The sequence below is a fragment of the Pedobacter sp. WC2423 genome, assembly GCF_040822065.1.
Lineage (GTDB): Bacteria > Bacteroidota > Bacteroidia > Sphingobacteriales > Sphingobacteriaceae > Pedobacter.
Map to the genome: position 1 here is coordinate 4,478,087 of NZ_CP162005.1, position 23,973 is coordinate 4,502,059.

15 protein-coding genes are annotated in these 23,973 nt (G+C 35.2%); 12 read left to right on the forward strand and 3 right to left on the reverse strand.

The features are described 5' to 3' along the window. Window positions 1-112: 112 nt before the first annotated feature. The 6 genes from AB3G38_RS18760 (at window position 113) to AB3G38_RS18785 (ending at window position 9,008) form a co-directional block, all read left to right on the forward strand. Window positions 113-1,066: an endo-beta-N-acetylglucosaminidase H gene (locus tag AB3G38_RS18760; RefSeq protein WP_367865323.1), complete on the forward strand. Its 954-nt coding sequence runs from the start codon at window positions 113-115 to the stop codon at window positions 1,064-1,066. 146 nt (window positions 1,067-1,212) lie between these two features. Further along, entirely contained in the window at window positions 1,213-3,252 is a 2,040-nt protein-coding gene (gene tkt, locus AB3G38_RS18765) for a transketolase (protein ID WP_367865324.1), read from the forward strand. A 130-nt stretch (window positions 3,253-3,382) separates the two neighbouring features. After that, window positions 3,383-4,918, forward strand: a complete 1,536-nt coding sequence (locus tag AB3G38_RS18770; RefSeq protein ID WP_367864238.1) for an IS1182 family transposase — start codon at window positions 3,383-3,385, stop codon at window positions 4,916-4,918. 300 nt (window positions 4,919-5,218) lie between these two features. Next, complete coding sequence (locus tag AB3G38_RS18775) at window positions 5,219-6,133, forward strand: endo-beta-N-acetylglucosaminidase H (protein WP_367865325.1); 915 nt, start codon at window positions 5,219-5,221, stop codon at window positions 6,131-6,133. Between the two features lie 916 nt (window positions 6,134-7,049). Further along, on the forward strand, window positions 7,050-7,559 hold the full coding sequence (locus AB3G38_RS18780; RefSeq protein WP_367865326.1) for a UpxY family transcription antiterminator: 510 nt from the start codon (window positions 7,050-7,052) through the stop codon (window positions 7,557-7,559). A 30-nt stretch (window positions 7,560-7,589) separates the two neighbouring features. Further along, the gene (locus tag AB3G38_RS18785) at window positions 7,590-9,008 is read left to right on the forward strand and encodes a condensation domain-containing protein (protein ID WP_367865327.1); all 1,419 of its coding nucleotides are present in this window, start codon (window positions 7,590-7,592) and stop codon (window positions 9,006-9,008) included. A gap of 75 nt (window positions 9,009-9,083) precedes the next feature. On the opposite strand, the gene AB3G38_RS18790 is transcribed toward AB3G38_RS18785, so the two are convergent. Both AB3G38_RS18790 and AB3G38_RS18795 read right to left on the reverse strand, forming a co-directional pair. After that, complete coding sequence (locus tag AB3G38_RS18790; RefSeq protein ID WP_367865328.1) at window positions 9,084-11,537, reverse strand: outer membrane beta-barrel protein; 2,454 nt, start codon at window positions 11,535-11,537, stop codon at window positions 9,084-9,086. Between the two features lie 91 nt (window positions 11,538-11,628). Continuing rightward, on the reverse strand, window positions 11,629-11,976 hold the full coding sequence (locus AB3G38_RS18795; protein ID WP_367865329.1) for a DUF6249 domain-containing protein: 348 nt from the start codon (window positions 11,974-11,976) through the stop codon (window positions 11,629-11,631). A gap of 200 nt (window positions 11,977-12,176) precedes the next feature. On the opposite strand from AB3G38_RS18795, the gene AB3G38_RS18800 reads away from it, so the two are divergent. Together AB3G38_RS18800 and AB3G38_RS18805 are read left to right on the forward strand one after the other, a co-directional pair. Then, window positions 12,177-12,740: an RNA polymerase sigma factor gene (locus AB3G38_RS18800; RefSeq protein ID WP_367865330.1), complete on the forward strand. Its 564-nt coding sequence runs from the start codon at window positions 12,177-12,179 to the stop codon at window positions 12,738-12,740. Then, window positions 12,727-13,128, forward strand: a complete 402-nt coding sequence (locus AB3G38_RS18805) for a hypothetical protein (RefSeq protein ID WP_367865331.1) — start codon at window positions 12,727-12,729, stop codon at window positions 13,126-13,128. Before AB3G38_RS18800 ends, AB3G38_RS18805 begins: the two co-directional genes overlap by 14 nt. A 21-nt stretch (window positions 13,129-13,149) precedes the next feature. Here the strand turns inward: AB3G38_RS18805 and AB3G38_RS18810 are convergent, their stop codons facing one another. After that, window positions 13,150-13,827, reverse strand: a complete 678-nt coding sequence (locus AB3G38_RS18810; protein WP_367865332.1) for a glycosyltransferase family 32 protein — start codon at window positions 13,825-13,827, stop codon at window positions 13,150-13,152. A gap of 528 nt (window positions 13,828-14,355) precedes the next feature. Between AB3G38_RS18810 and AB3G38_RS18815 the strand changes: the two genes are divergently transcribed. From AB3G38_RS18815 to AB3G38_RS18830, 4 genes are all read left to right on the forward strand, one after another. Continuing rightward, a complete protein-coding gene (locus tag AB3G38_RS18815; protein WP_367865333.1) occupies window positions 14,356-15,051 on the forward strand; it encodes a glycosyltransferase family 32 protein in 696 nt (231 codons plus the stop codon). 274 nt (window positions 15,052-15,325) lie between these two features. Next, complete coding sequence (locus AB3G38_RS18820; protein WP_367865334.1) at window positions 15,326-16,120, forward strand: glycosyltransferase family A protein; 795 nt, start codon at window positions 15,326-15,328, stop codon at window positions 16,118-16,120. Window positions 16,121-16,202: 82 nt separating this feature from the next. Next, window positions 16,203-17,381 carry a glycosyltransferase gene (locus AB3G38_RS18825; RefSeq protein ID WP_367865335.1) on the forward strand — a complete coding sequence of 393 codons (1,179 nt, stop codon included), beginning with the start codon at window positions 16,203-16,205 and terminating at the stop codon, window positions 17,379-17,381. A 64-nt stretch (window positions 17,382-17,445) separates the two neighbouring features. Continuing rightward, window positions 17,446-23,958 carry an amino acid adenylation domain-containing protein gene (locus AB3G38_RS18830; protein WP_367865336.1) on the forward strand — a complete coding sequence of 2,171 codons (6,513 nt, stop codon included), beginning with the start codon at window positions 17,446-17,448 and terminating at the stop codon, window positions 23,956-23,958. The last annotated feature ends 15 nt before the right edge of the window (window positions 23,959-23,973 follow it).

Genomic DNA, 23,973 nt, shown 5'->3' on the forward strand with positions numbered 1-23,973 from the left:
CTCCTAACTTAGATCTGCTTAAACGTTTTATCTGATAAAACATTTAAGCAGATTTCATCAAAAAATAACCAAATATTTAAACAACAATTAATCATCTACCAAATTAATTAGTATGAACAAAAAATTCAATGCAATCTTAAAGAAGACTGCAATTACTTCGGTAAGTCTTGTCCTTTTAATGGCTACAGCTTGTAAAAAGGATCAATCAGTAAATCAAACTCCAGATCAGAATCTGTCTTCCAATCAAACGAATGCCATCGGTCAGGCCGGACCTCTTGGGGTTTGTTATGTAGAAGTGAACAGCAATGATCTATTAGAGGTTGGTAAGTATAAATTGGCGAATGGCAAACAGTTATTTGATATCGGAATAATTTTCGCTGCCAATATTAATTATAACACTACTACACAAAAAGCAGAGTTGTTTTTTAACCCGCAAGTGACCAGTGTATTAAATAACAGGGCTACTAAAATTAAGCCGCTGCAAGATAAAGGCATCAAGGTAATGCTTTCTGTTTTAGGTAATCACCAGGGAGCTGGTTTTGCTAACTTCCCTAACCAGGCAGCTGCACAGGTATTTGCACAACAACTGAGTAATGCTGTGACTACGTATGGTTTGGACGGAATTGATTTTGATGATGAATACTCAGAATATGGCAACAATGGAACAGGACAACCAAATTCAAGTTCTTTTGTATACCTGGTTACTGCACTTCGTCAGTTAATGCCTAATAAAATTATATCCTTCTATAATATCGGCCCTTCAGCTTCAAACTTATCTTACAATGGCGTAACTGTAGGTTCTAAAGTAAATTATGCATGGAACCCATATTACGGTACTTATTCTGTACCTAATATTCCAGGTTTGACTAAAAGCCAGTTAGGCCCTGCGGCAACTGATATTCAGGCAACCAGCGTAACTACTGCAACTACAAATGCAACCAAAACTGTAAACGAGGGCTATGGTGTTTATCTGTACTATAATCTGACAGGTACTAATAAAAGCACTTACTTATCAAGTATATCCAAAGCATTATACGGTGGACAGGCTACGACCTACACTCCATAGTATATTCTATTAACACACACCAGGAATGAAGAAGGGGGCGCAAAAAAAGCGCTCCTTTTTTTTATCGGTATTCTGTAAAAAAAGTATTTGTTTAAAACAAATAGGGCATTTGATCGTAGTAAAAGTATCACAATAAATACTTAAAAATGGATTCGAATCTTAACATTGAAGAATTAGCAATTAATACTGTACGTACTTTATCAATTGATGCTGTACAGAAAGCGAACTCCGGACATCCAGGGATGCCTATGGGTGCTGCGCCGATGGGGCATGTATTGTATGCGCATTATATGAAGTATAATCCTAAAAACCCGGATTGGGCTAACAGGGACAGGTTTATTTTGTCAGCTGGACATGGCTGTATGTTACAATATAGTTTATTGCACCTCACTGGTTTTAATGTAACTATTGATGATCTTAAGAATTTCCGCCAGCTGAACAGTAAAACTGCCGGTCATCCAGAATATGGTTTAATTGACGGTGTCGATGTAACGACCGGGCCACTGGGACAGGGGTTTGCAAATGGTGTAGGTTTCGCAATCGCACAAAGACACCTTGCAGCCAGGTTCAACAAACCGGGATTTGATTTATTTGACTATAAAATTTACGCGATCTGTAGTGATGGCGATATGATGGAAGGTGTAACTTCTGAAGCTGCTTCATTAGCGGGCCACCTGGAGCTGGGCAATCTGATCTATTTATACGATGATAACCATATCTCTATCGAAGGAGATACAGATATAGCGTTCACGGAAGATGTAACTAAACGTTTTGAAGCTTACAACTGGCATGTACAGGAAATAAGTGACGGAAATGATATTACCGCAATTATCAATGCGGTAAGGAATGCCAAAGCAGAAGTTCATCGCCCTTCATTAATCAAAGTTCGTACACAAATTGCTTATGGTAGCCCAAATAAAGCAAATACTTCGGGTTCGCACGGGTCTCCGCTAGGTGCTGATGAGATTAAGCTGGTTAAAGAATTCTTTGGCTTTGACCCTGAAAAATCATTCTTTGTTCCGGCAGAAGTTGATGAGTTCTATCAGGCTGCGGGTAAAAAAGGGACAGAGGCTAATGAAAAATGGGACGAGTTATTTGCTCAGTATAAAGTAGTGCATCCTGAGCTTGCGGAAGCTTACGAACAGGCGTTTAAAGGTGAATTACCAAAAGACTGGAAAAAATCCCTGCCCGTATTCGCTCCTTCAAAAGATAAAATGGCAACCCGTCAGGCTTCCGGAAAAGTTTTGAATGCAATTGCTGCCAGTTTACCCGGATTAATAGGAGGATCAGCAGATTTAGCCCCATCTACGGATACAAATCTTAAAGAATATAGTTCCTTTACACCAGAAGACCGTACCGGACGTAATTTCCATTTCGGTATTCGCGAACATGCAATGGGTTCTGCTTTAGTAGGCATGGCCTTAACCAGAGGTGTGATTCCTTTCGGGGCGACCTTCCTGATGTTCTCGGAATATATGCGTCCGCCGATTCGTTTAGCAGCCATTATGAAAATCAGACCTATCTTTGTCTATACGCATGATAGTATAGGTTTAGGAGAGGATGGAACTACGCATCAACCCGTGGAACAACTGATCTCGTTGCGCTCTATACCAAACATAACTTTAATTCGTCCGGCAGATGCAAATGAAACAGCTCAGGCATGGAGAGTAGCTCTTGAACATAAAGATGGGCCGGTGGCGTTAGTCTTTACCAGACAAGGTTTGCCAGTATTAGATCAGGATAAATATGGTAAAGCAGAAAACCTGGAAAAAGGAGCTTATATTCTTTCCGAAGCTGAAGGTACTGCAGAGCTTATCCTGATTGCAACAGGTTCTGAAGTTGCTTTGATTCTGGATGCACAGTCAAAATTAAAAGAAGAAGGAATTGCTGCGCGCGTAGTGAGTATGCCATCGTGGGAGCTTTTTGAAAAACAAAATGCTGCTTATCAGGAGGAAGTTTTTCCAAAAGCAATCCGTAAACGTTTAGCCGTAGAAACCGGTTCTCCACTAGGCTGGCACAAATATGTAACTGACGAAGGAGATATCATTGCGATGCATACTTTCGGAGAATCTGCTCCTGCAGAAGAACTTTACAAAGTATTCGGTTTTACGATTGATAATGTAGTGACTAAAGCAAAAGCGCTGTTAGTTCATAAAACGACAAAGAGCCTGTATCATAAATCATGATTCAGGCTCTTCTTCGTTTTAAAGGACTTCTTTCTTCCTGATCTTAAGTAATTTAGGGCAAAATATTTCTGCTGATATTTGATTTAACAACTTGATTTTCATATATTTAAGCTGCAAACATTAGTAGAATATGTCAGTAAGAAAACCTATTTTCAGACCCTACCACCAGGATCAGCTCATGGCGCTCCCGCCTAATCTTGATGATCTAATCCCTACAGACCATACCGTAAGAATCGTCAATGATGTGATCAATGCAATCAATGTTGAACCACTTCTAAAAGCCTATCACGTACGTGGTGGCTCTAATTATCACCCGCTTATGCTTTTAAAAGTATTGGTTTATGGATATCTCACCAATATTTATTCCAGTCGTAAGTTAGCTGAAGCCTGCAGGGAAAGAGTTCCTTTTATGTGGCTGAGCGCGATGAATAAGCCTGACCACAATACGATCAACCGTTTTCGTGGGGTACGCCTTAAACATGCACTTCGCAGTGTTTTTGAAGAAGTTGTTAAGCTGCTGGCCAAAGAAGAGCTGCTGAGTATTGACCAGGTTTATACCGATGGGACCAAGATTGAAGCTAATGCCAATAAGTACACTTTTGTCTGGAAGAAATCAATCCAGACCAACAAGGAAAAGATGAAAAAGCAATTGGACGAGATCTGGAATTACGCACAAAGTGTTGCAGCCGATGAGGATATGATGCCTGAGCCACCCACTGCGACCACGATCAATAAGGAAAGTGTTAAGGCTACTGTTGAAAAGCTCAATAAAGTTCTGGCAGACAATGATCAGGTTGATAAAAAGGTAAAAGCAAAGCTCAGGTACATTAACCAGAACTTTCCTGTAAATATTGATAAATATGAGCAGCAGGAGGTTATTCTTGGAGAAAGAAACAGCTATAGCAAAACCGATACTGATGCTACATTTATGAGAATGAAGGAGGATCACATGTTAAATGGTCAGCTCAAACCGGCATATAATATTCAGATATCGACTTCTAACCAGTTCATTGTAAATTACACCATCCACCCAAATCCAACGGATACCACCACTTTAAAAACTCATCTGGAGCAGCATGAAAGTAGCTTTGGCAAAGTACCCAAAACCCTTACTGCAGATGCAGGATACGGCTCAGAAGAGAACTATACGCTGCTTGAAGGAAAGCAAATGGAAGCTTATGTGAAATACAATCTGTTTGACAAGGGCCAAAATGATACCTATAACAAAAAATACCCTTTTGCCGCAGATAAGTTGTTTTACAATAATCAGCTGGACGTTTATATCTGCCCGATGGGACAGCAGATGCATTACATCGGTGACACCACTAAAAAAACAACTACCGGATTCAAGCAGATCTACAGAAACTACCAGGCTAAAAACTGCAGTAAATGTCCTTTAAACGGCATTTGCCATAAATCAAAAACCAACCGCATCATGGAGATAAATGTTAACCTGAAAAGGTTAAAACAAAAGGCTCATGAACTGTTAAATACTGAAGAAGGAATAAGACATCGAAAAAAGCGATGCTTCGATGTTGAACCGGTCTTTGCAAATATTAAACAGAATCACGGATTCCGCCGCTTCATGCTCCGGGGCAAAGAGAAAGTGGAGATAGAATGGGGTTTATTAGCTATCGCACAGAACTTAAGGAAAAAAGCAGCCTAAGAAAGGCACTTTTTGCTGTTATTAGTCGAAATAACCAGTACAAATCCCAAAACTCCAAAATGGAGTAGTTATAAAATACTAAACACATAAAAAAGGCTGATCATTTTTTTTATCAATGATACAGCCTCTTTGTCGTTTTATGAACTAACTGTCATTATGAAAGTTAAATGAACATCGGGGTTTGAAAATAAAATAGAATCAAGGTATTGGTATGTTCATAACAATATCCTAAATTACCTTTCGTTAAACAGTTTTTTTATACTGATAATTGAATAAAAAATTTAGTATATTATTATTTAAATGAGCATTATTCTATCAATAATACCAACCACAAAAAAGAACCTGTCTGTTAATCAAAATTCTGGTCAGGAGCTTTCATTAAGTAATAATACAGAAATTAATACTGCTGGTCAAAGCGGGCCGATAAGTGTTTGTTATGTAGAAGTAAATACTAGCGATATAAGAAATGTTGGAAAGTATAAATTGTCAAATGGTAAACAACTGTTTGATATTGGTATAATTTTCGCCGCAAATATTAATTATAATATAACATCTAAAAAAGCTGAGCTGTTTTTTAATCCTCAGGTAGCTAATGTTTTATCTAACAAAGATATTTATATTAAACCTCTTCAGGATATGGGAATAAAAGTATTACTATCTGTACTAGGTAATCATCAGGGGGCTGGATTTGCCAATTTTCCCGATAAGGACGCTGCACAAACATTTGCGCAGCAATTAAGCGACGCGGTAATTACTTATGGGTTAGATGGGATCGATCTTGACGACGAATATGCAGATTATGGTAATAATGGAACGGGGCAGCCAAATACGAGCTCTTTTGTTTACCTGGTCTCAGCGCTTCGCCAGTTAATGCCTGCGAAAATCATATCATTTTATAACATTGGACCTTCTGCTGCTAATTTATCTTATAATGGCGTAACTGCTGGTTCTAAATTAAATTATAGCTGGAATCCTGATTATGGTACTTATGTTGTACCTGATATTCCAGGTTTGACTAAAAATCAACTGGGACCTGCTGCGACTGATATCACAACGACAAGTATAGCTATAGCTACCACTCATGCGATTCAAACTGTAAAAGATGGTTATGGTATTTATTTGTACTATAATCTGGTAGACTCAGATGCGCATACTTATCTTTCAAGTATATCGAAAGAACTCTATGGAGGTTTAATCACAATTTATACTCCGTAGACTAAAATATAACGCTTATTCATACCTCTAAAAAACGCCTTCAATTATATTGATGGCGTTTTTTTTGCCTATTCTTCCTAGATAAAGTATTGGAAAAATACGTGAAAATGCATGATAACAATATTGAACAAGCAAGGTTTTTATTCCCGGTGTTAAGTAAAAGTTAAATATTTTTGAGGTTGTTCTTATGGTATTTGCAGACTTTATTTTGGGGATTTATGAATGGAATTGTCGTATTATTTGAGATAATGTATTGGTAAAATATATGTTTTTATCAGATAATTTTAATTGAATTGTTCCGGATAATATCATTATTATTTTTTCTGTTAATTTTAAATTGCTCTAATGAATTGATCCGGTTATTTTTTTTTTCATTTATAAAATTAATAACTCTTGCTTTCGGTTGACTGCTATCCTGACTTAATTTATCCTTACAAAAAGCAATTTCACGTAAGTCATCTTATATTTTGCGTAATAAATTAGTTTAAAAAGTTATTTTTTTATCTTTTTATCAGGAACGCTCAAAATTGATCTGTGTTATGAACAATTATCAGAAAATTAAACTAGAAAAATGGCCCCAACTGAGCGTAATAAATTTGAATGGTATGACACCTATATTTTTCCTGATTATGAATGCAAAATCTCAAATACTGTGCATCAAAATGCTTTCATTAATTCTTATTCCTCAACCATTGAAATGCAATGGATGGACAGGCAAAATAAATTAGAAATTCCTTTATCACATCTTCTTTCTATGTTTTAATTAAATATCACCAAAATGTGCTGGACATTACCTGCACTTTAAGTTGTTATGCATTGTAATGAATCTGGGATTACCCCCCTGAATAGGAATTCACATGTACCTATGAAGTTAAGACCGACTATTATTTATACAATCTCCTAAAAGAAAAAGCTTATGAAAAATTTTGCCAACGGCTGGTATGTAATTTATACGCAACCCCGCCATGAAAAAAAGGTCTGTGACTCTCTTAAAGACCATAACATTCAATTCTTCCTCCCAATAATTAAAAAACTTAAAGTGTGGAGTGACCGGAAAAAATATATTGACACGCCGCTTTTTCCTTCCTATGTATTTATCTATTTAAAAGATAAGATAGACTTATTTCGAGGACAAAATATAACAGGTGTTTTATCTTATGTACGGATGGGTAAAGAGTTGGTCAAAGTCTGTGAAGATGTTATTGCTGACTTAAAATTAATTTTGACAACCGTGGATGATATAGAAGTATCAGAAATTTACTTTAAACCAGGACAAAAAATAAATATTCAGCAAGGGCCACTTACGGGGCTGTCTTGTGAGATAGTGCAATTAATGGGAAAGAAGAAGATACTAGTGAGGGGTGGTATCATAGAGAGAAATATAATCATCCCCTTCATTCCTGATCACTACATCATTAGTAACTAATTCTTTTCTTTAAAATCTTTATCATAAATAATGGACCAGGTATCAGAAATAATAGCAGAATCATCTATTGGGCAAAAGGAATATGTAAAATATGTAACAAAATCTGCAAATGAAAAGAACAAATGTTATATGTCATTTGAGGCAGATCTTTCAGAAGTTAATATTGAAATTATAGAAAAATCTTTGGCATTCATGGTCAAAAGGCATGAGAGCCTGAGAACGACCTTCTCTGTTATTAATGGAGAAATAAAGCAAGTAATCAAATCTTATGATAAAGATATATTTAAGCTGAACTGTTTTGAACTTCATAATGAAAAAGACTTTTTGTATACATTAAAAGATATTTATGAAAAAGCAGACAGTATACTTTCGAATTTAGATCAGGGACCATTAGTGAGATTTTTTCTCTTGAAAAAAAATCAGAGTGATTACTTTTTTTCATTTCTTATCCATCATATTATTTGTGATGCCTGGTCATTAAGACTTATTGAGCAAGAGTTATTTGAAATTTATACTTCGTACTTAAAAGGGGAAGAACCTAAATTAGTTCCCTTGAAATTTCAATTAAAAGATTATTGTAATCATCAGAATTTGCATCTTAATGAAAATAAGATGCAGCTAGGTAATTTTTGGATTAATAGATTAAAAGGATTTAAGAACATCCTGAAAATCGAAGATCTTTATAAAAGTTATGCGATAAGGCATTATGATTTGCTTCAGGCAGAAGCTGCCGGTAAATTTAATACAGCAGAGGTATTAACTGAAGTGTTGAATAAAGAAGAATCAGCTATGTTTTTTTCAAAGATTGTTGATCATAATTTTTTTGGGATAAAAGAGTTGGCAGAACAAAAACACTATTCTGTTTCTGCTATACTTTATACAAGTTTTTATCTTCTTATTTTTATCTACGCCAGGAAAAAAAATATTCTGCTTGCTGCTCTTATTGCGGATAGAGGGAAACAGGAAAATAAATATTTAATTGGTTGTCTGCTTGGCGGCACTTATTTGCCGATCAATATACAGGAAGAAAGTATCATTGATGATTTAATAGAGAAAGTTTTCTCTATTCTTTTAGAAGGGGTTCAGAATGTAGTTTACAGCCATGATTTTCTGGGAATAAACGAAGCTGAGTTAAGAGTAAATTGTGATATGTACGTGAATTATATTTCTAGCGATGAACCATTAAACATTGATGAGTCTCAATTAAATAGTAAGGAACATAAACCGGATGAAGGCATTCATTATGCTATGAATTGCTTATTAAATGAATATTCAGATGGCGTAACAATCAGATGGAGATATAATAAATCACTGTTCGCGAAGGAATTAATTGAGGACATGGTTGAATGCCATGAAGGAATAATAGATTGTCTGCTCAAAAATGATAATTGTACTTTGAGAGATATTGCTTCTATTCTCAAACTCGAAAACGGAATTGCTGAAATTTAACTGTCGTCAAGTCCTTTTCAATCCTTGAGATTTCGTAACTGAAGAATTGAAAAGGACTTGACAACAGTATTTAAATTACTTTTTTAATCTTCTCTCTTCATCAGCTGCTGTACCACTTTTGTCTGTTGATTTCACTTTTGTATTACCAAAACGGTAAGTGACTGATATTCTTGCAACCCTGCTATCATAATTAGTGTGTATGTCATAGGCACTAGCCGGAAATGAACCGTATGTTGTTCTTTTTCCTCTGGTATTAAACAAATCGTTTACAGCTAGTTTAATATCCATCTTCTTATCAAAAAAGCTTCTGTTCAGTCCCAGATCAACTCCATAATAAGATTTTAAATTAAATACTCCGTAAACGGTCGGCGAGAAATAATTAGCATTCAATTCAACAGTCGTTTGCTTATCAACGGTAAAAGTATGACTAGTACTTATTTGATAAGCCAGCTTTTCCCGTTGAAGTGGCGCTCCTTCAATCTCGTCAGAATTATATTTATTATAGAACAATGTTAAATTATTGTAGGTGTTCCACCAATTGGTAATTGTTACTGGTGCGTTAAGATTCAGGTTATAGTAACTGTATCCTTTCAGGTTCATGTTGGTTTGCGATATTGCTTTGGTTACAGGATCGGTCAACAGTACAAACGTGATTGCGTCTGAGGTCTTTCTATAACCAAGACTGGCTGTATATTTACCTTTTAGTATGTAATTAATTTCATAGGAGTTTGTGTATTGCGGACTTAAATAAGGGTTGCCATATTGATTGGTGTATTGATCAATATAATATACAAAGGGATTTAAAGATGCATAGTCAGGCCTGTCTACCCTTCTTCCAAAACCAATGCCTAATGTTTGATCGTCATCTAATTTTTTACGAATAAATAATGTTGGAAATAAATCGATATAATTCCTCTTTACGATATTTGCAGTAGTTAAAGAATTACCTGTTGAGTTTGTTTTTTCAGCACGTAAGCCGGCCTGAAGACTATAGTCCCCAAACTCTTTATTGAAGTTTACATATGCCGCCGCTATATCTTCGTTATATAAGAAATGGTTACTGCGTTTTACATCATTATTGTAACTTCCGTTGGGCAGGAGGTGATCAAATACAAGATTATTGTCTGTTCTGACTGCACTATATTTTAGCCCTGCTTCTAGCTTGGTGTTTTTGTTAAAGGGATGAGAAAAATCTGCTTTTGCGACATAGATATCAGCATTTGATGGGGTATAGTTTCTAAATGCATCTGGGGTTTTATATTCATTCAGACCCTGGTCTAAAAACTGGTTGGTAAAATCGTGATTTTCTTTACCTCTGGATGAGGAATAATCCGTGCTGATAGAAAGTTCTGTACCGGACGTATCTAATATTGCCTTATAATTTAAATTGTAGGTGAGATAGTTATTTGGGTTTTTTCCTTTATTTAAACCAACAACTGCAGAATCTATTTTTAAAGGCTGAGAGCCAATATAATTTATGCTGGACTGAGTGGTTGTGCTCCTGCGCAGATTTCCGCTTACAATGAAGCCTATAGTGCTTTGGTTGCTAATATTAAAATCCGTTCCTACCTTAAAGTTTTGTGCTCTATTTTGATATTTTGCAAATGAAGAAGAGTTGAAGAATGTTGATTGCCCCATATCAGTTGTATATCTGTCTACGGTGAGAGAATTAAAATCTATATTATCATTATAATTGTATAATGCGAAAAAATTATAGATAGCAGTTTTCTGATTTAATGCGATTCCTCCATTAGTTTTACGGTAACGCCCGGATCCAGCACTTATGTTAATCGTTCCATTTGTTCCATAAGCTTGATTTTTCTTCATTTTGATATTAATAATTCCCGCATTTCCTGTAGCATCATACTTGGAGGAAGGGTTGGTCATTATTTCTATAGACTGAATAGTACTTGATTGTGTTGAACTTAATAAGTCGGAGACTTGATCCTGAGAAAGATAGGTTGCTTTTCCATCTATCAATATTAAAACGTTACTTTTTCCTCTAAGGCTTATCTGTTTATTATCAACTGACACTCCGGGTGCTTTTTGTAATAATTCGAGTGCAGTATTTCCAGCAGCTAATACACTGTTTTCGATGTTCAGCACTGTTTTATCAATCTTGTTTTCGATTAGTGGCTTATTACTTTTGATTACTACTTCGTTGAGCTGATAGCTTTCTTTGACTAAATATATGAGATCCAGTTTTTTATTGTCATTAATGTCAACAGTGAATGTTTGAGATTTGTACTTCTTATAACCCATCACGCTTGCTGACAGATAGTATGATCCTGCTGGTATGCTTTGAATTATAAAATTACCATCTTCTGTTGTAAGTGTGCCTTTTAATAATACTGAGTCGGTTGATTTAAACAGTCCTACACTTGCAAAAGAAGAAGGCTCTGTGCTGCTGTTCATTATTTTTCCGCTTACTTTGGTATTTATGTCAGTTTGTCCCTGGGAAGTCAGGCTCTTAAGGAGAAACACAGCTAAAAGAAGGAATTGTATTACTCTGGTTTTTAAGATTTTCATATTTGGTTTTTGATTGATGTATTTTATTACTGAGATTTCTTCGAGAGAGCCAGGTAGTGCTTTTTAAATTATTTGGAATGTGATCTATTAATTACTTCTCGGGAATATCTTTTTTAATTATCAGGTAATAAATGAATAATCCTATGGATATGAAGATGATTTCCAGACCATATGGTAAAGCGGAGTTATCGGAACTATAGGGCGAAAATTCTTGAACGACTAATCCTAAACCGCCAAACATCATTATTAGTGCCCACTTTAAAGCACTTCTGCGCTCTGCTTTTGGTTTGTCCGTTTCGGATCCGATAATAGGCTCTTCTATTATTCCTGTCTCTATCATTTTTTTCTTTAACCGGTATCTTATCAGATTAATGACAATTAAGGTGATCATCAGGAAAATCGCAGTGATCATTATAAATGGGGCTAGCTTGTATATCATAAAATTATAATTTGAATGACCTTTCTCCAGTAGACAGCAAGAGTTATATTAAGGTTGCAGTTAAATAAAAAAAAAGATTATTATTGAATAATATTTTCCTGGTAAACATTTAGATTTCCTGCTGAATTATATTACCGATTAAACGGAGAAAAATTATTATTGTCTCACTGCAACTTTTTTTAAGAACTGATGTCTGCTGTATGATTAATGAAAGAGAAATAATTTCCCGCATAGTTAAAGGAGACAAGAAAGCATTCTCATTGTTGGTTAATGAATACCAGAAATTAATTTTTCATGTAGCAAAAAGGATGATCCAGAATAATGGAGATGTAGAAGATGTCTGTCAGGAAGTCTTTATTAAAATTTATAGAAATATTAGAAGTTTCGCTTATAAATCAAAGCTATCTACCTGGATAGCCCGGATAACTTACTTGACTTCTATAAACTATTTAAAAATGCACAGAAAACATGAGATATCTGATTTTCCTGAAGACCTGGAAGAGTGTTTGGCAGATTATCATACTCCAGAGGATATTCTAAATCACAGGGATATGTCACAATATCTTCAAATGCTTATTACAGAATTACCAGTCCACTATGGATTAGTATTAACCTTGTTTCATTTACAGGAATTTTCCTTACAAGAGATCCAGGGTATAACCGGAATGCCTGAAGGAACAATAAAAAATTATTTATTCCGGGCAAGAATACTGCTTAAAGAAAAAGTTAAACTTTATTTAGTAAATGATCATGAAAGACGATAAAGAAAAACAAATACAAAAATTGCTTGATTCGGGTAATCAATTTTCTGAAGAACGACTTTCATCAGATGAGCAAGAAGATTTACAGGCCTATAAAGTGTTATATTCAGAACTAAAACGGGAAACCGAAGAAGGTCTTTCTTATGCTTTTAAGGCAAACTTAATGGCACGTATTAAAATAGAGGAAAAGCATTCAAATGATTTCAGATTTTATTTGATTTTAAGCGGTGTTCTTCTTCTTGGGGTTGGAATTATTGTTGTACTCACCTTTTATTTTGTTGATTTGTCCTCACATTATTTTATAGTATTGAGTAAATTGACAGGGTTTATGTCCATTATAATTATTTCAATATTTCTTTCTCAATATGTGGAAAAAAAAGTATTTGAATGATTAGCCAGTAAATAGTAATGTTTAGTTTACTGTTTCCCATCTCCATTGCCCAAGATGAAAATGAGCTGCATACCCACCAAAATGACAAGAGTTAGTTTCACAGAATTTCATACATCTTAAGCCGTCATTATAAATTATGGTTAAGGTTTGGTACATACTTTTTTTACGATGGTAAACATTTGTCAGAAGTCCGGGACCGGTTGAATTGAGTACGTCATCTTCATTCTTTATCAAAAGCTTGGCATTTTTAAACAACTCTTTAATTACTTCAAGCCAGAAAGAATGTTTTGGAATTGATCCAAACATATAATTAGCAATTCTTAAAGCATGTTCTGTTCCAAATTTAGTGCATTCTTCTTCTGTTAGCATCTTTTCTTCACCAAGAACGAGGTCGTGGTTACAAAGGGGGTCCAGCGGTTTAAAACAGAGCATATCAAGATCAAGGTAAAATCCCCCGAAAAGATAAACAACTACTATTCTGAAAAGATCTGTCCGCTGGACATTGAGTGTATACTGGTCATAAATTTCTAACAACTCTGGCATGTAATCAGCTATAATACCTCGGGCCTCCATATCATCATAAATCTTGATATCCCAATCAGAATGAAGCACTTTAATGCTTTCAAAATATTCCTGATACGCTTCAGGAATGTTATGGCTTTTGTAAATAAGGTGTATTTTCTTTGGTATACCTGCCATGCTTTTTAATTAAAAAGTAATGAAGTAAAGATAAAAAATATGTTTATGTTTCATAAGAATATGTGGCTCATTTCATCGTTATTATAAATCAGAAGATAAATATTCTGTTTTTATGACACTAATTCTAAATTGGAAGGCTACTACGGATTGAAATGAATCTTTTAAAATAAGGGTTTGTTTTTTTAGTAGTCTAAGGTGCAGTGTGTTATTGTTGCTAGTACGATATATCCAACTAAAATCACTGATTCTTATAAAAAAACAAGACAAAATATTTGCTAGATAATACTTTATTTGGTACGTTTGGTTATTAATTTTTAGTAAAAAAAAGATAGTATTGGTTGTGGCTAACCTTAGCGATAGCTGTAACTTATTAAATCAAAAATAGATTAACCCCCTTGTTAACTACAACTTCAATCATAGCTTAATAAATCAGAAAATTATTATAACTGACTCGTTATTTAGCTGTTAAAATTATAATTCATCCCGAATTAAGTAAATGTCACTAGTGGCCATACTAACTATATATAAATGGAAATACCAAAAATAATCCATCAAACGTGGAAAGATGAAACGATTCCTGAGCAATTTGTAGATTCTGTTAATTCATGGAAAAACCTTCATCAAGATTGGAAATATTTATTGTGGACTGATGAAATGAATATCAATTTCCTTGAAACACATTTCCCGGATTTTTTGGATACTTACCATAAGTATGAAAGTCATATTCAAAGAGTAGACGCAATCAGATATTTTATCCTCTATAAATTTGGAGGAGTTTATGTTGATCTGGATTTTCATTGCTTTAAAAATATCCTTCCTATAATTAAAGATGGTGATTGTGCATTTGGGTTGGAGCATTCGTCTCATTCATCAGTTCATGAAAAAGAAATGATAATCAGTAATGCTATTATGGCAAGTAAACCTGAAGCAGGGTTTATGAGATTGTTATGTGATGAGCTATTTCATCCTTCTGTTTCTTCTTTCGAGGATAAAAATAATATGATCCTTGAAACGACCGGACCATTTATGTTAACGAGGTTATATGAGAAACATCGTGATGATGTCACTTTAAATGTGAAAATAATTGAAGCGGAGTATTTGTATCCTTTAACTAAAGATGAGATCAATCAAGAACTCTTAACGAATATCAAAAATAATGTAATCAACGATCAATTGAAAAATGCATATGCTCTGCATTATTATTGGGGAAGCTGGTGGAATTAGGCCATGTACATAATTAATCCTGTAAAGGAAATCATCACAATCATTCTGAACTCAGTCAGATAATATACAACTCAACTCTAAAGAGGTTACCATTTAATATTCCATCCAGATGCAGGTTTTCCTGAAGGAATGGGAATACATCCGATTATCATATTTAGTATAAACTGTTTTCTTCAACCAGGGATGATCGGTGCTATAAGCTGGATTTATTTATAATACATATTAAAATAATTATTCCGGGCATGCCGGTAAACAGTGGTAAAAACTTAAAAACATGAGAAAAATAGCACCCTTAATTTCTTGTATCTGCGTCACATTCAAAAAACCGGTGATGCTTGATTTAGTAATCGCTTGTTTTAGAGCTCAGACTTATCAAAACAAACAATTGATCATCTTATATGAAGATCATGATCAAACCACCATTGAATATATTAAAAAGCAGACATTTCCTGATGATACCAAAGTAATTGAAGTTAGTAGTGATCCAAAGAAAACATTGGGAGAATTAAGAAATATTGCAATTGAACAAGCTGATGGTGAATTTATCTGTCAATGGGATGACGATGATTGGTATCATGTAAACCGGTTACAGTATCAGTTCGATGCTTTGACGAAGGCAGAACGACTTGGTTCAATTTTACGGCATTGGCTGATCTTCGATGCGACAAAGAATAAATTATATATTTCTCACGCCAGAAATTGGGAAGGAAGTATTTTATGCAGCAAGGAGCTGTTTTTATTAAAGAAATATGATGAAAGTTCAAGGGGAGAGGATACGGCTGTTGTTGAGTACTTCTGCGAGAATGAATATCTCGTAAGCATAAATGAAATCACTGGAATGTATATGTATGTTTATCACGGTAGTAATACATGGGATTTTGAGCATTTTAATAAAATTTTTGACCGCTGTAAGGAAGTTATTGCTGATTCAAGTATAACTGGAAAAATTTTGAATACTTCACCTACTGAAAGTTCCATTTTAATGGATGAAATAATGCGGCTAAATGATCACATGGCAGAAGAATGGTCTGCTAATTCCAATAAATTGATAGTTGAAGATAAACTGTAAGAAACGAGCTGGTTTCTGCATACTAAATTAATGCGAAGCAAGAATCAATTAAACAATATCTTATTATATTCTTATGTTGTTAATGCAGTTTTTAATTGTTGTTCTTTTATTAAAAATATTAGGATTTTTTATAATTAGAACAGTTAAACCGATTGCCAGAGTTTCTAAAAAAGACAGGATTGATCCTCCTATTGACATTATAGTTCCTATGTATAATGAAGAAAAGGTCATTTTGAAAACTGTTTATAATCTGTTGAATATAACCTATAGCAATTTTAAAATTATTGTTATTGATGATGGTTCTACTGATAACAGCCTGGCATTGGTAAAAGAACATTTTGCCGGCAATGATTCTGTTCATATAATAAATACGATAAATCGTGGAAAAGCCCAGGCGCTGAATGTCGCCATGGCAGCATCAACAAGTGAAATAGTATTTTGTATAGATGCAGATACATTGGTTCTGCCTAATATTGTTGATGTTATTCTTCCTCATTTTGATGATCAGCTGGTCGTTGCTGTAGCAGGAACTATAAAAGTCGGTAATCCTGGGAACCTGATTACCAAAATGCAATGTCTGGAGTATATGACAACACAGAATTTTGAAAGAAAGGTATTCTCTCTGATCAATGGAATTATGGTGGTGCCTGGAGCTATCGGAGCATTTAAGCGTTCTGTTATTTCTAATCTTGGAGGTTATACTTCGGATACATTAACTGAAGACACCGAAATAACTGTAAAAATTATTTGTAATAACTACCTGATTAAAAATGCCAGTGATGCAGTAGGTTTTACTGAAGCACCAGCAAGTTCAAGGATGTTTCTAAAACAGCGTATTCGCTGGAAAGTTGGTACCATGCAGGTATTGGTAAAATATATGAAAGACGCATTCTTTCACAAGAATAAGGCAATTTCATTCTTAGTTATTCCTTATACATGGATATTTGGTGTGTTCTTGCCTTTTATTTCACCAATTGCAGACTATTATGTTACAGTAGCTTTGTTGGTGAATAAATCCTATGATATTCTGATTTACTACCTGGTTTTTGTACTAATAGATGCAGCTACCTGCTTCATTATCCTCATTGAGAATGGAGAGAGTCAGAATTTCTTTCAATGTATCCTGTTAAGATTCCTTCTTCGACAGCTAACTTTTGTCTCTTATCTCATGATATTCTTTAGATTTTTCAATGGAAATCTGAATGAGTGGGGAAAGGTAATCAGATATGGAAGCGTAAGTCTTAATGCTAATAAAAAATAAATTTTTAATGGATAAAACTAAACTGGATCCTATTTACTGGTGGGTCAGTATTAGTTTATAATCAATGGAAATCATCATGGCCAGTTCAACTCTTATTCAAGCCCTTGAAAATTCAAGGCATCTTAAAGACCGGGGCGTTACTTTTATTCAGGGAACCCATGGAGACGAATTCATTTCTTATTGCGAATTATACCAGATAGCCTTAAAAGCACTTTTTCATTTACAGGAAAAAGGAATCGAACCCGGACATGAACTTGTTTTTCAGCTAGAAGACAACAAGGCTTTTGTAATCACCTTTTGGGCTTGTATTTTGGGTGGAATAATACCAGTGCCTTTGTCTATTGGCCAGAGTGATGACCATCGTCAAAAACTTTTTAATGTATGGCAGCTATTAGAAAATCCTTATCTGGCAATTTCTGATAACCATCTTAATAAATTAAATCAATACGCTGCTAAAGAGGGACTAGATAAGACTTATAAACTGTTTAAAAATAAAATTGTTCATCCCGAAGGCTTATTGTCTTCTATGATAGAAGGCTGCTTAATCGAGGTAAAAGAAGAAGATACGGCTTTTATTCAGTTTTCTTCTGGCTCTACCGGGAGTCCAAAAGGAGTAATTCTGAGTCATAGAAATTTGATTGCAAATATGGAGGCAATCAGTGCAGCGGCTAATTATTCGGCAAATGACACTTTAATTAGCTGGATGCCATTAACCCATGATATGGGGCTTATAGGTTTCCACCTGAATCCTCTTTTAAAACAAATCAATCAATATTTAATCCCTACCAGTCTGTTTATCAGAAGACCTGCTTTATGGTTGGATAAGGTGCATCAATATAAAGCCACAGTTTTGTCGTCGCCTAACTTTGGTCTCAAATATGTGATCAAACATTGTAATCTTCAGCTAGCGCATGAATGGGACTTTTCAAAGGTCCGGATTATATTTAACGGAGCGGAACCTATATCAAAGGTAATCTGCCGGAATTTTGTAGAACAGCTTACTAAGTTTGGGTTAAAAAGCTATGCGATGCGTCCTGTATATGGTTTGGCGGAGGCAACCCTTGCAGTTTCTATTTCTGGATTGGAGGAGGAGTTGATTTCAGTAGAACTAAACAGGAATCACCTGAGTACAGGAGATAAAATTATTTATGAAAAAGAGGAAAATCTTGCGGTATCTTTTCTTAATGTCGGAAAAGCTATCAATGATTGCACGATCAGAGTTACAGATTTTAATGATGCCTTGCTCCAGGAAGAAATTATTGGATATGTGCAGATTAAAGGGATAAATGTTACTGCTGGATATTATCATAATGAAAAAGAGACGTTAGCGGCTATAACCGGGGACGGATGGTTCAAAACTGGAGATCTGGGGTTTATTAAGGAAGGCGCACTATATATTACAGGACGTTCAAAAGATGTGATCCTGTTAAATGGCCAAAATTTTTATCCGCATGATATTGAGTCTGCTGCTGAGGAATTGGCTGGTGTTGAGCTTAATAAAATTTCTGTATCTGGGTTTTTTAATCCTGATAAACAACAGGAAGAAACTATTGCTTTTGTTTTTCACAGGGCAGATTTGAAGAGCTTTATACCGCTGATACACACTTTGCGTGCCCATATTAATCTGAAGTTTGGTTTTGAGATTGATCGTGTCATTCCTGTAAAAGACGTTCCCAGAACTACTAGTGGGAAATTGCAAAGATTCAAGTTATTGGAGCAGTATCATAAGGGTGTTTTTTCAGTTGTTGATCTTGAAATTAAAGAGATGATCAGGAAGTCGGAGCTGGAGCGATTGTTAGTTGAAGAACCTGTAAATGAAACAGAGAAGAAACTATTAAATATCTGGAAGCGCATCTTAAAAAAAGAAAATATTGGTGTAGAAGATGCCTTTTCTCAATTGGGTGGAGATTCATTGAAAACAGCAGAATTACAGGTGCTGATATTTAAGGAATTAGCTTTCGATTTCCCATTGGAACGACTTCATACAAAGTTTACTGTGCGTAGTCAGGCACAAGAAATTGCAAATAAGAAAACAAACCTGCTGACAAGTATTCCTAAAGTTGCTTTGGCTGATTATTATGATCTTTCTGCTGCCCAAAAAAGAATCTATTATGCATGGGAAATGGATAAAACTGATACTGCTTATAATATCCCAACAGCATTTAATATCAGCGGAGTTTTAGATGCGGATAGATTAGCACAATGTATTCAGCAATTAATTAGTAATCATTCTTCACTTCGTATGTCTTTTGTCATGAGAGATGAACCTTGTTTCATGATTAGTGATGAAGTAGATTTTAATATGATCAGAGCAAAGATATCCGGATCGGATATCAGTGGACAGCTGGAGAAATTGATAAAGCCATTTGATCTCAGAATTGCTCCTCTTTTACGTGTGGTTCTTCTGGAGAAAAGCGAGACAGAGCATATTATTTTCCTGGATTTTCATCATATAGTATCTGATGGCATTTCAATTTATAATTTTATTACTGAATTGGTTAAACTATATGCAGGAATTCAGCTGACTTATTCTCCGCTGGACTATAAAGATTACGCAGTATGGAAAAAAAACCGTTCAAAGGAAGTTAAACCACAGCTTGATCTTGATTATTGGTTAAATCAGTTGAAAGGTGATTTACCTTTACTGGAATTGCCAACTGATTTTTTGCGGCCTCCTTTATTTGAAACAAGAGGGGAGCGAATGGGGATCGATATAGATCAGTATTTAACAGCAAGGCTTAGGGCGCTGGCTGCAGCTCATAATTGCAGACTGCATGTTCTTATGCTCAGTTTCTATTTTAGCTTACTATTCAAATATAGCAGGCAGCAGGAGTTCATTATAGGAATTCCAGTATCAGGACGTTCTCATCCTAACCTTCGGCAAATACATGGCATGTTTGTCAATAATTTAGCAATCAGGGCTGAAATAGATAATGACTGGTCTTTCCTGCAGTTGCTAGGAGAATTAAAGAAGATTGTTGCTGATGCTTTGGGACACGCTGAATGTTCTTTTGACGACTTGGTACAGCTATTAAACACTAGAAGAGATGTAAGCAGAAATCCAGTATTCGATAGTATGTTTATTTATCAGAATATGGGCATGCCGGATGATTCAGTCTCCGACTTAAATCTTTCCAGACTTTTCTTTGACCATGGAACTGCAAAGTTTGATCTTTCAATGGAAGTTTTTGAAAATAGAGATACTTTAAGAATTGATATAGAATATTCCAGTTCATTATTTAAGAAAAGTACTATCAAACAAATGGTTGTATGCTTTGAGCAACTGATTAACTGTGTTCTTGAAAAACCACAAACCAATCTTTCAAAAATACCTTTATTAAGTACGCAATTGCACGAAGAATATATTAGTCAGTTCAACTCCACAGAGAAAATATATCCGGATCATGCAAGCATCTATGAGTTGATTGAAAAACAAGCACATGATGCCCCTGATCGCATTGCTATTGATTTTAACAGCAACTTTTTTACTTATAATGAATTGGTAAGGAAAGTGGCAAAAACGGCTCTTCTGCTTCGTGAGCAATTAAAAAATACGAATGGGGTAGTCGGCCTGATCTTAAAACGGTCTCCAGAAATGATAATTTGTATGCTTGCTGTTTTAAAAGCAGGAGGATGTTATTTACCGTTAGATACCGGTATACAACAGGAACGTCTGAAATCTATAATTCACGATAGTGAGTGTGCTCTTCTCTTATCGGATACCGCAAATGACGAAAGAATAGAGAACCTAAAACTGGAAAATGGGAATAAGGAAGGGATAGTAATTGAAGAAGGAGTAACATTGTACAGAATTGAAACTTCCGGTAATGCAGCTGTTTTAAATGATTTAGCCTATATTATTTACACTTCAGGATCTACTGGTACTCCGAAAGGTGTAATGATTGGTCATCAGCAATTGCTCAATTATATTCGCTGGGCAGCCAATCAATATGTGGATCAGACAGCTGGGAATTTTCCTTTGTTTACTTCATCTGCATTTGACCTCACGGTGACCTCGATTTTTACACCCTTAATTACAGGAAATACCATTGTAATCTATGACGAGTTATCACCTTTTCTTGCACTGGAGAAAGTAATCAATGAAAATAAGGTCCAGGTTGTTAAATTGACTCCATCTCATCTTAGCCTATTAAGTGATCAGCAAATTATTGTTCCTGTAGCTGGAAGTATCAGAAGGTTTATTGTTGGAGGAGAACAACTTTCATCTGCACTGGCAACAGAAATTCATCGTAAGTTTCAAGGGAAAGTAGAAATATATAATGAATATGGGCCAACAGAGACTACTGTTGGGAGTATGATCCATTTATTTTCTCCTGATGAAAGTGCATCATCAGTACCCATTGGTTTGCCTATTGCCAACACAAAAATATACTTGTTGGATGAATATTTAAATCCTGTTCCACAAGGAATGCCAGGAGAAATATATATAGGGGGAACCGGGTTGGCTGAAGGTTATTTATATAATCCTGAATTATCCGGACAGTTGTTTCTTCCTAATCCATTTATACCAGCAATGAAGGTTTATAAAACAGGAGATATGGCCAGAAGATCCGATAAAGGAATTATTGAATATATCGGACGTTTGGATTCACAGGTTAAAATTAATGGTTACCGTGTAGAATTATCAGAAATTGAAAAGCAGCTAATTACTCACCCGTATATCAAAGACGCAGTGGTCTTATTGAAATCCGGAGATTCAAATCAGGCGAGTATTTACGCTTATTATATTGCCGAAGCAAATAGAGGCGAACTGTTGACAGAATCAGTATTAAGACAATATAGTACAGAAAGATTGCCTTATTATATGATCCCTAATTACTTTATCGCTATAGATCATTTGCCACTAACTAGTAATGGAAAGATAGCTTATCAATTATTACCAGTTCCTCAATTGGCAGATGCAGCTCTTTTCAGTGATTCCACTTCGTATGCAATGGAGGAGATGCTTTTGAAGGTCTGGAAAATTGTTCTTAATACGGAGGATATCACTCTAAACGATGATTTTTTTGCATTGGGTGGAGATTCTATAAAAGCGGTTCAGATTACGGCCAGGCTTTTTGAGTTGGGTATCTCTTTAAATACTAAGGATATATTTATCTATCATACTATAGGGCAAATTAGTTCTCACGCAAAAAAAACCAGCTCAAAAATGCAGTATGATCAAGGCATCCTTACTGGAAAAAGAGAACTACTGCCTGCTGAATTATGGTTTGTCAATCAGAAATTTAAAGAACCTGGTTTCTATAATCAGTCCTTAATACTACAGTTGAAAAAAGAAATTGATGGTGATGTTTTACAAGCTGCATTTGAAAAACTAATTGAACAACACGATGGTTTGAGAACAAATTATGATATGGCATCGATGAAATGTTTTTATAATAATGAACACCTGAAGAGGCCATTTATTATAGAAAGATTCAGATTCGATTTGATAGATTGGAATAACCATATTTGTCAATTTGATCCTCATTCTGAGATCGCAATGACGTTCAATTCTTTGAAGTCCGGATTTGATATCGCTGGTAGCTTACTTTTAAAAGCAGCAATAATTAATATATCGGGAAGCAGTGATTATTTATTCCTTACGGCTCATCATCTGGTTGTAGATGGAGTTTCATGGAGGATTATATTAGAAGATTTACTAACAATCTATACTGGACTTGAAAAGAATGAGGTTATAAAGTTGCCTCAAAAAACGGCGGGATTAAACGACTGGTCAGAGCAGATGCAGGGTTATGTAAAATCTGAAGACTTTTCTAAAGAAGAAAAATACTGGAATGCTGTCGATAGTTATAGATTTATGCTTCCCCTGGATGAAGAAACTACTGACTGGCAAACAGCCAATTTGAAGAAAGTAACCCTGAAGTTAGCAGATGAAACCACCAGATTTTTATCTGGAGCAGCTAACCTGGTATTTAATACTGATGTTTCTGTCTTGTTAAATACGGCACTTATCCTAACCCTGGATTCCTGGTTAGGCTCAGACCAGTTTATTGTAGAGCAGGAGAATCATGGCAGACACCTTGAAGATATTGAAACTTCCAGAAGCGTTGGTTGGTTTACCGCTATTTATCCTGTTCTTTTTGCTTCAGAAAATGGATCAATAGGAGATTTAATAAAATTAGTGAAGGAGAACATCAAAAATGTTCCTCAGCATGGAATAGGTTATATGGCTGTTAACAGAAATAGCCGGAATAATACGCAGCAAAAGTCTCAGGTAAGGTTTAATTATCTTGGAAAATTTGATGCTGAATTCGATAATGAGTTCTTTACTTATTGTTTTATACCGACCGGTAATGATAGTTCAGCTAGCAATGAAATTACTGCTGTCCTTGAGTTTAATGCTATGATTGCTAACGGGGCCTTCCGTATGGAAATTGGTTACAATAGTAAAGCCTATCATGAAAATACGATTAGTAATCTTAAAAATGTTTTTGAAGAAAACCTGCTGATTATACTGCAATATCTTAGAGATGAGGATGACGTTCATTTTACGCCTTCCGATTTTACAACAGTGGAACTTGTTCAGGATGACCTGGATTCGCTTTTTGAATAAATTCAGATCCTTCTA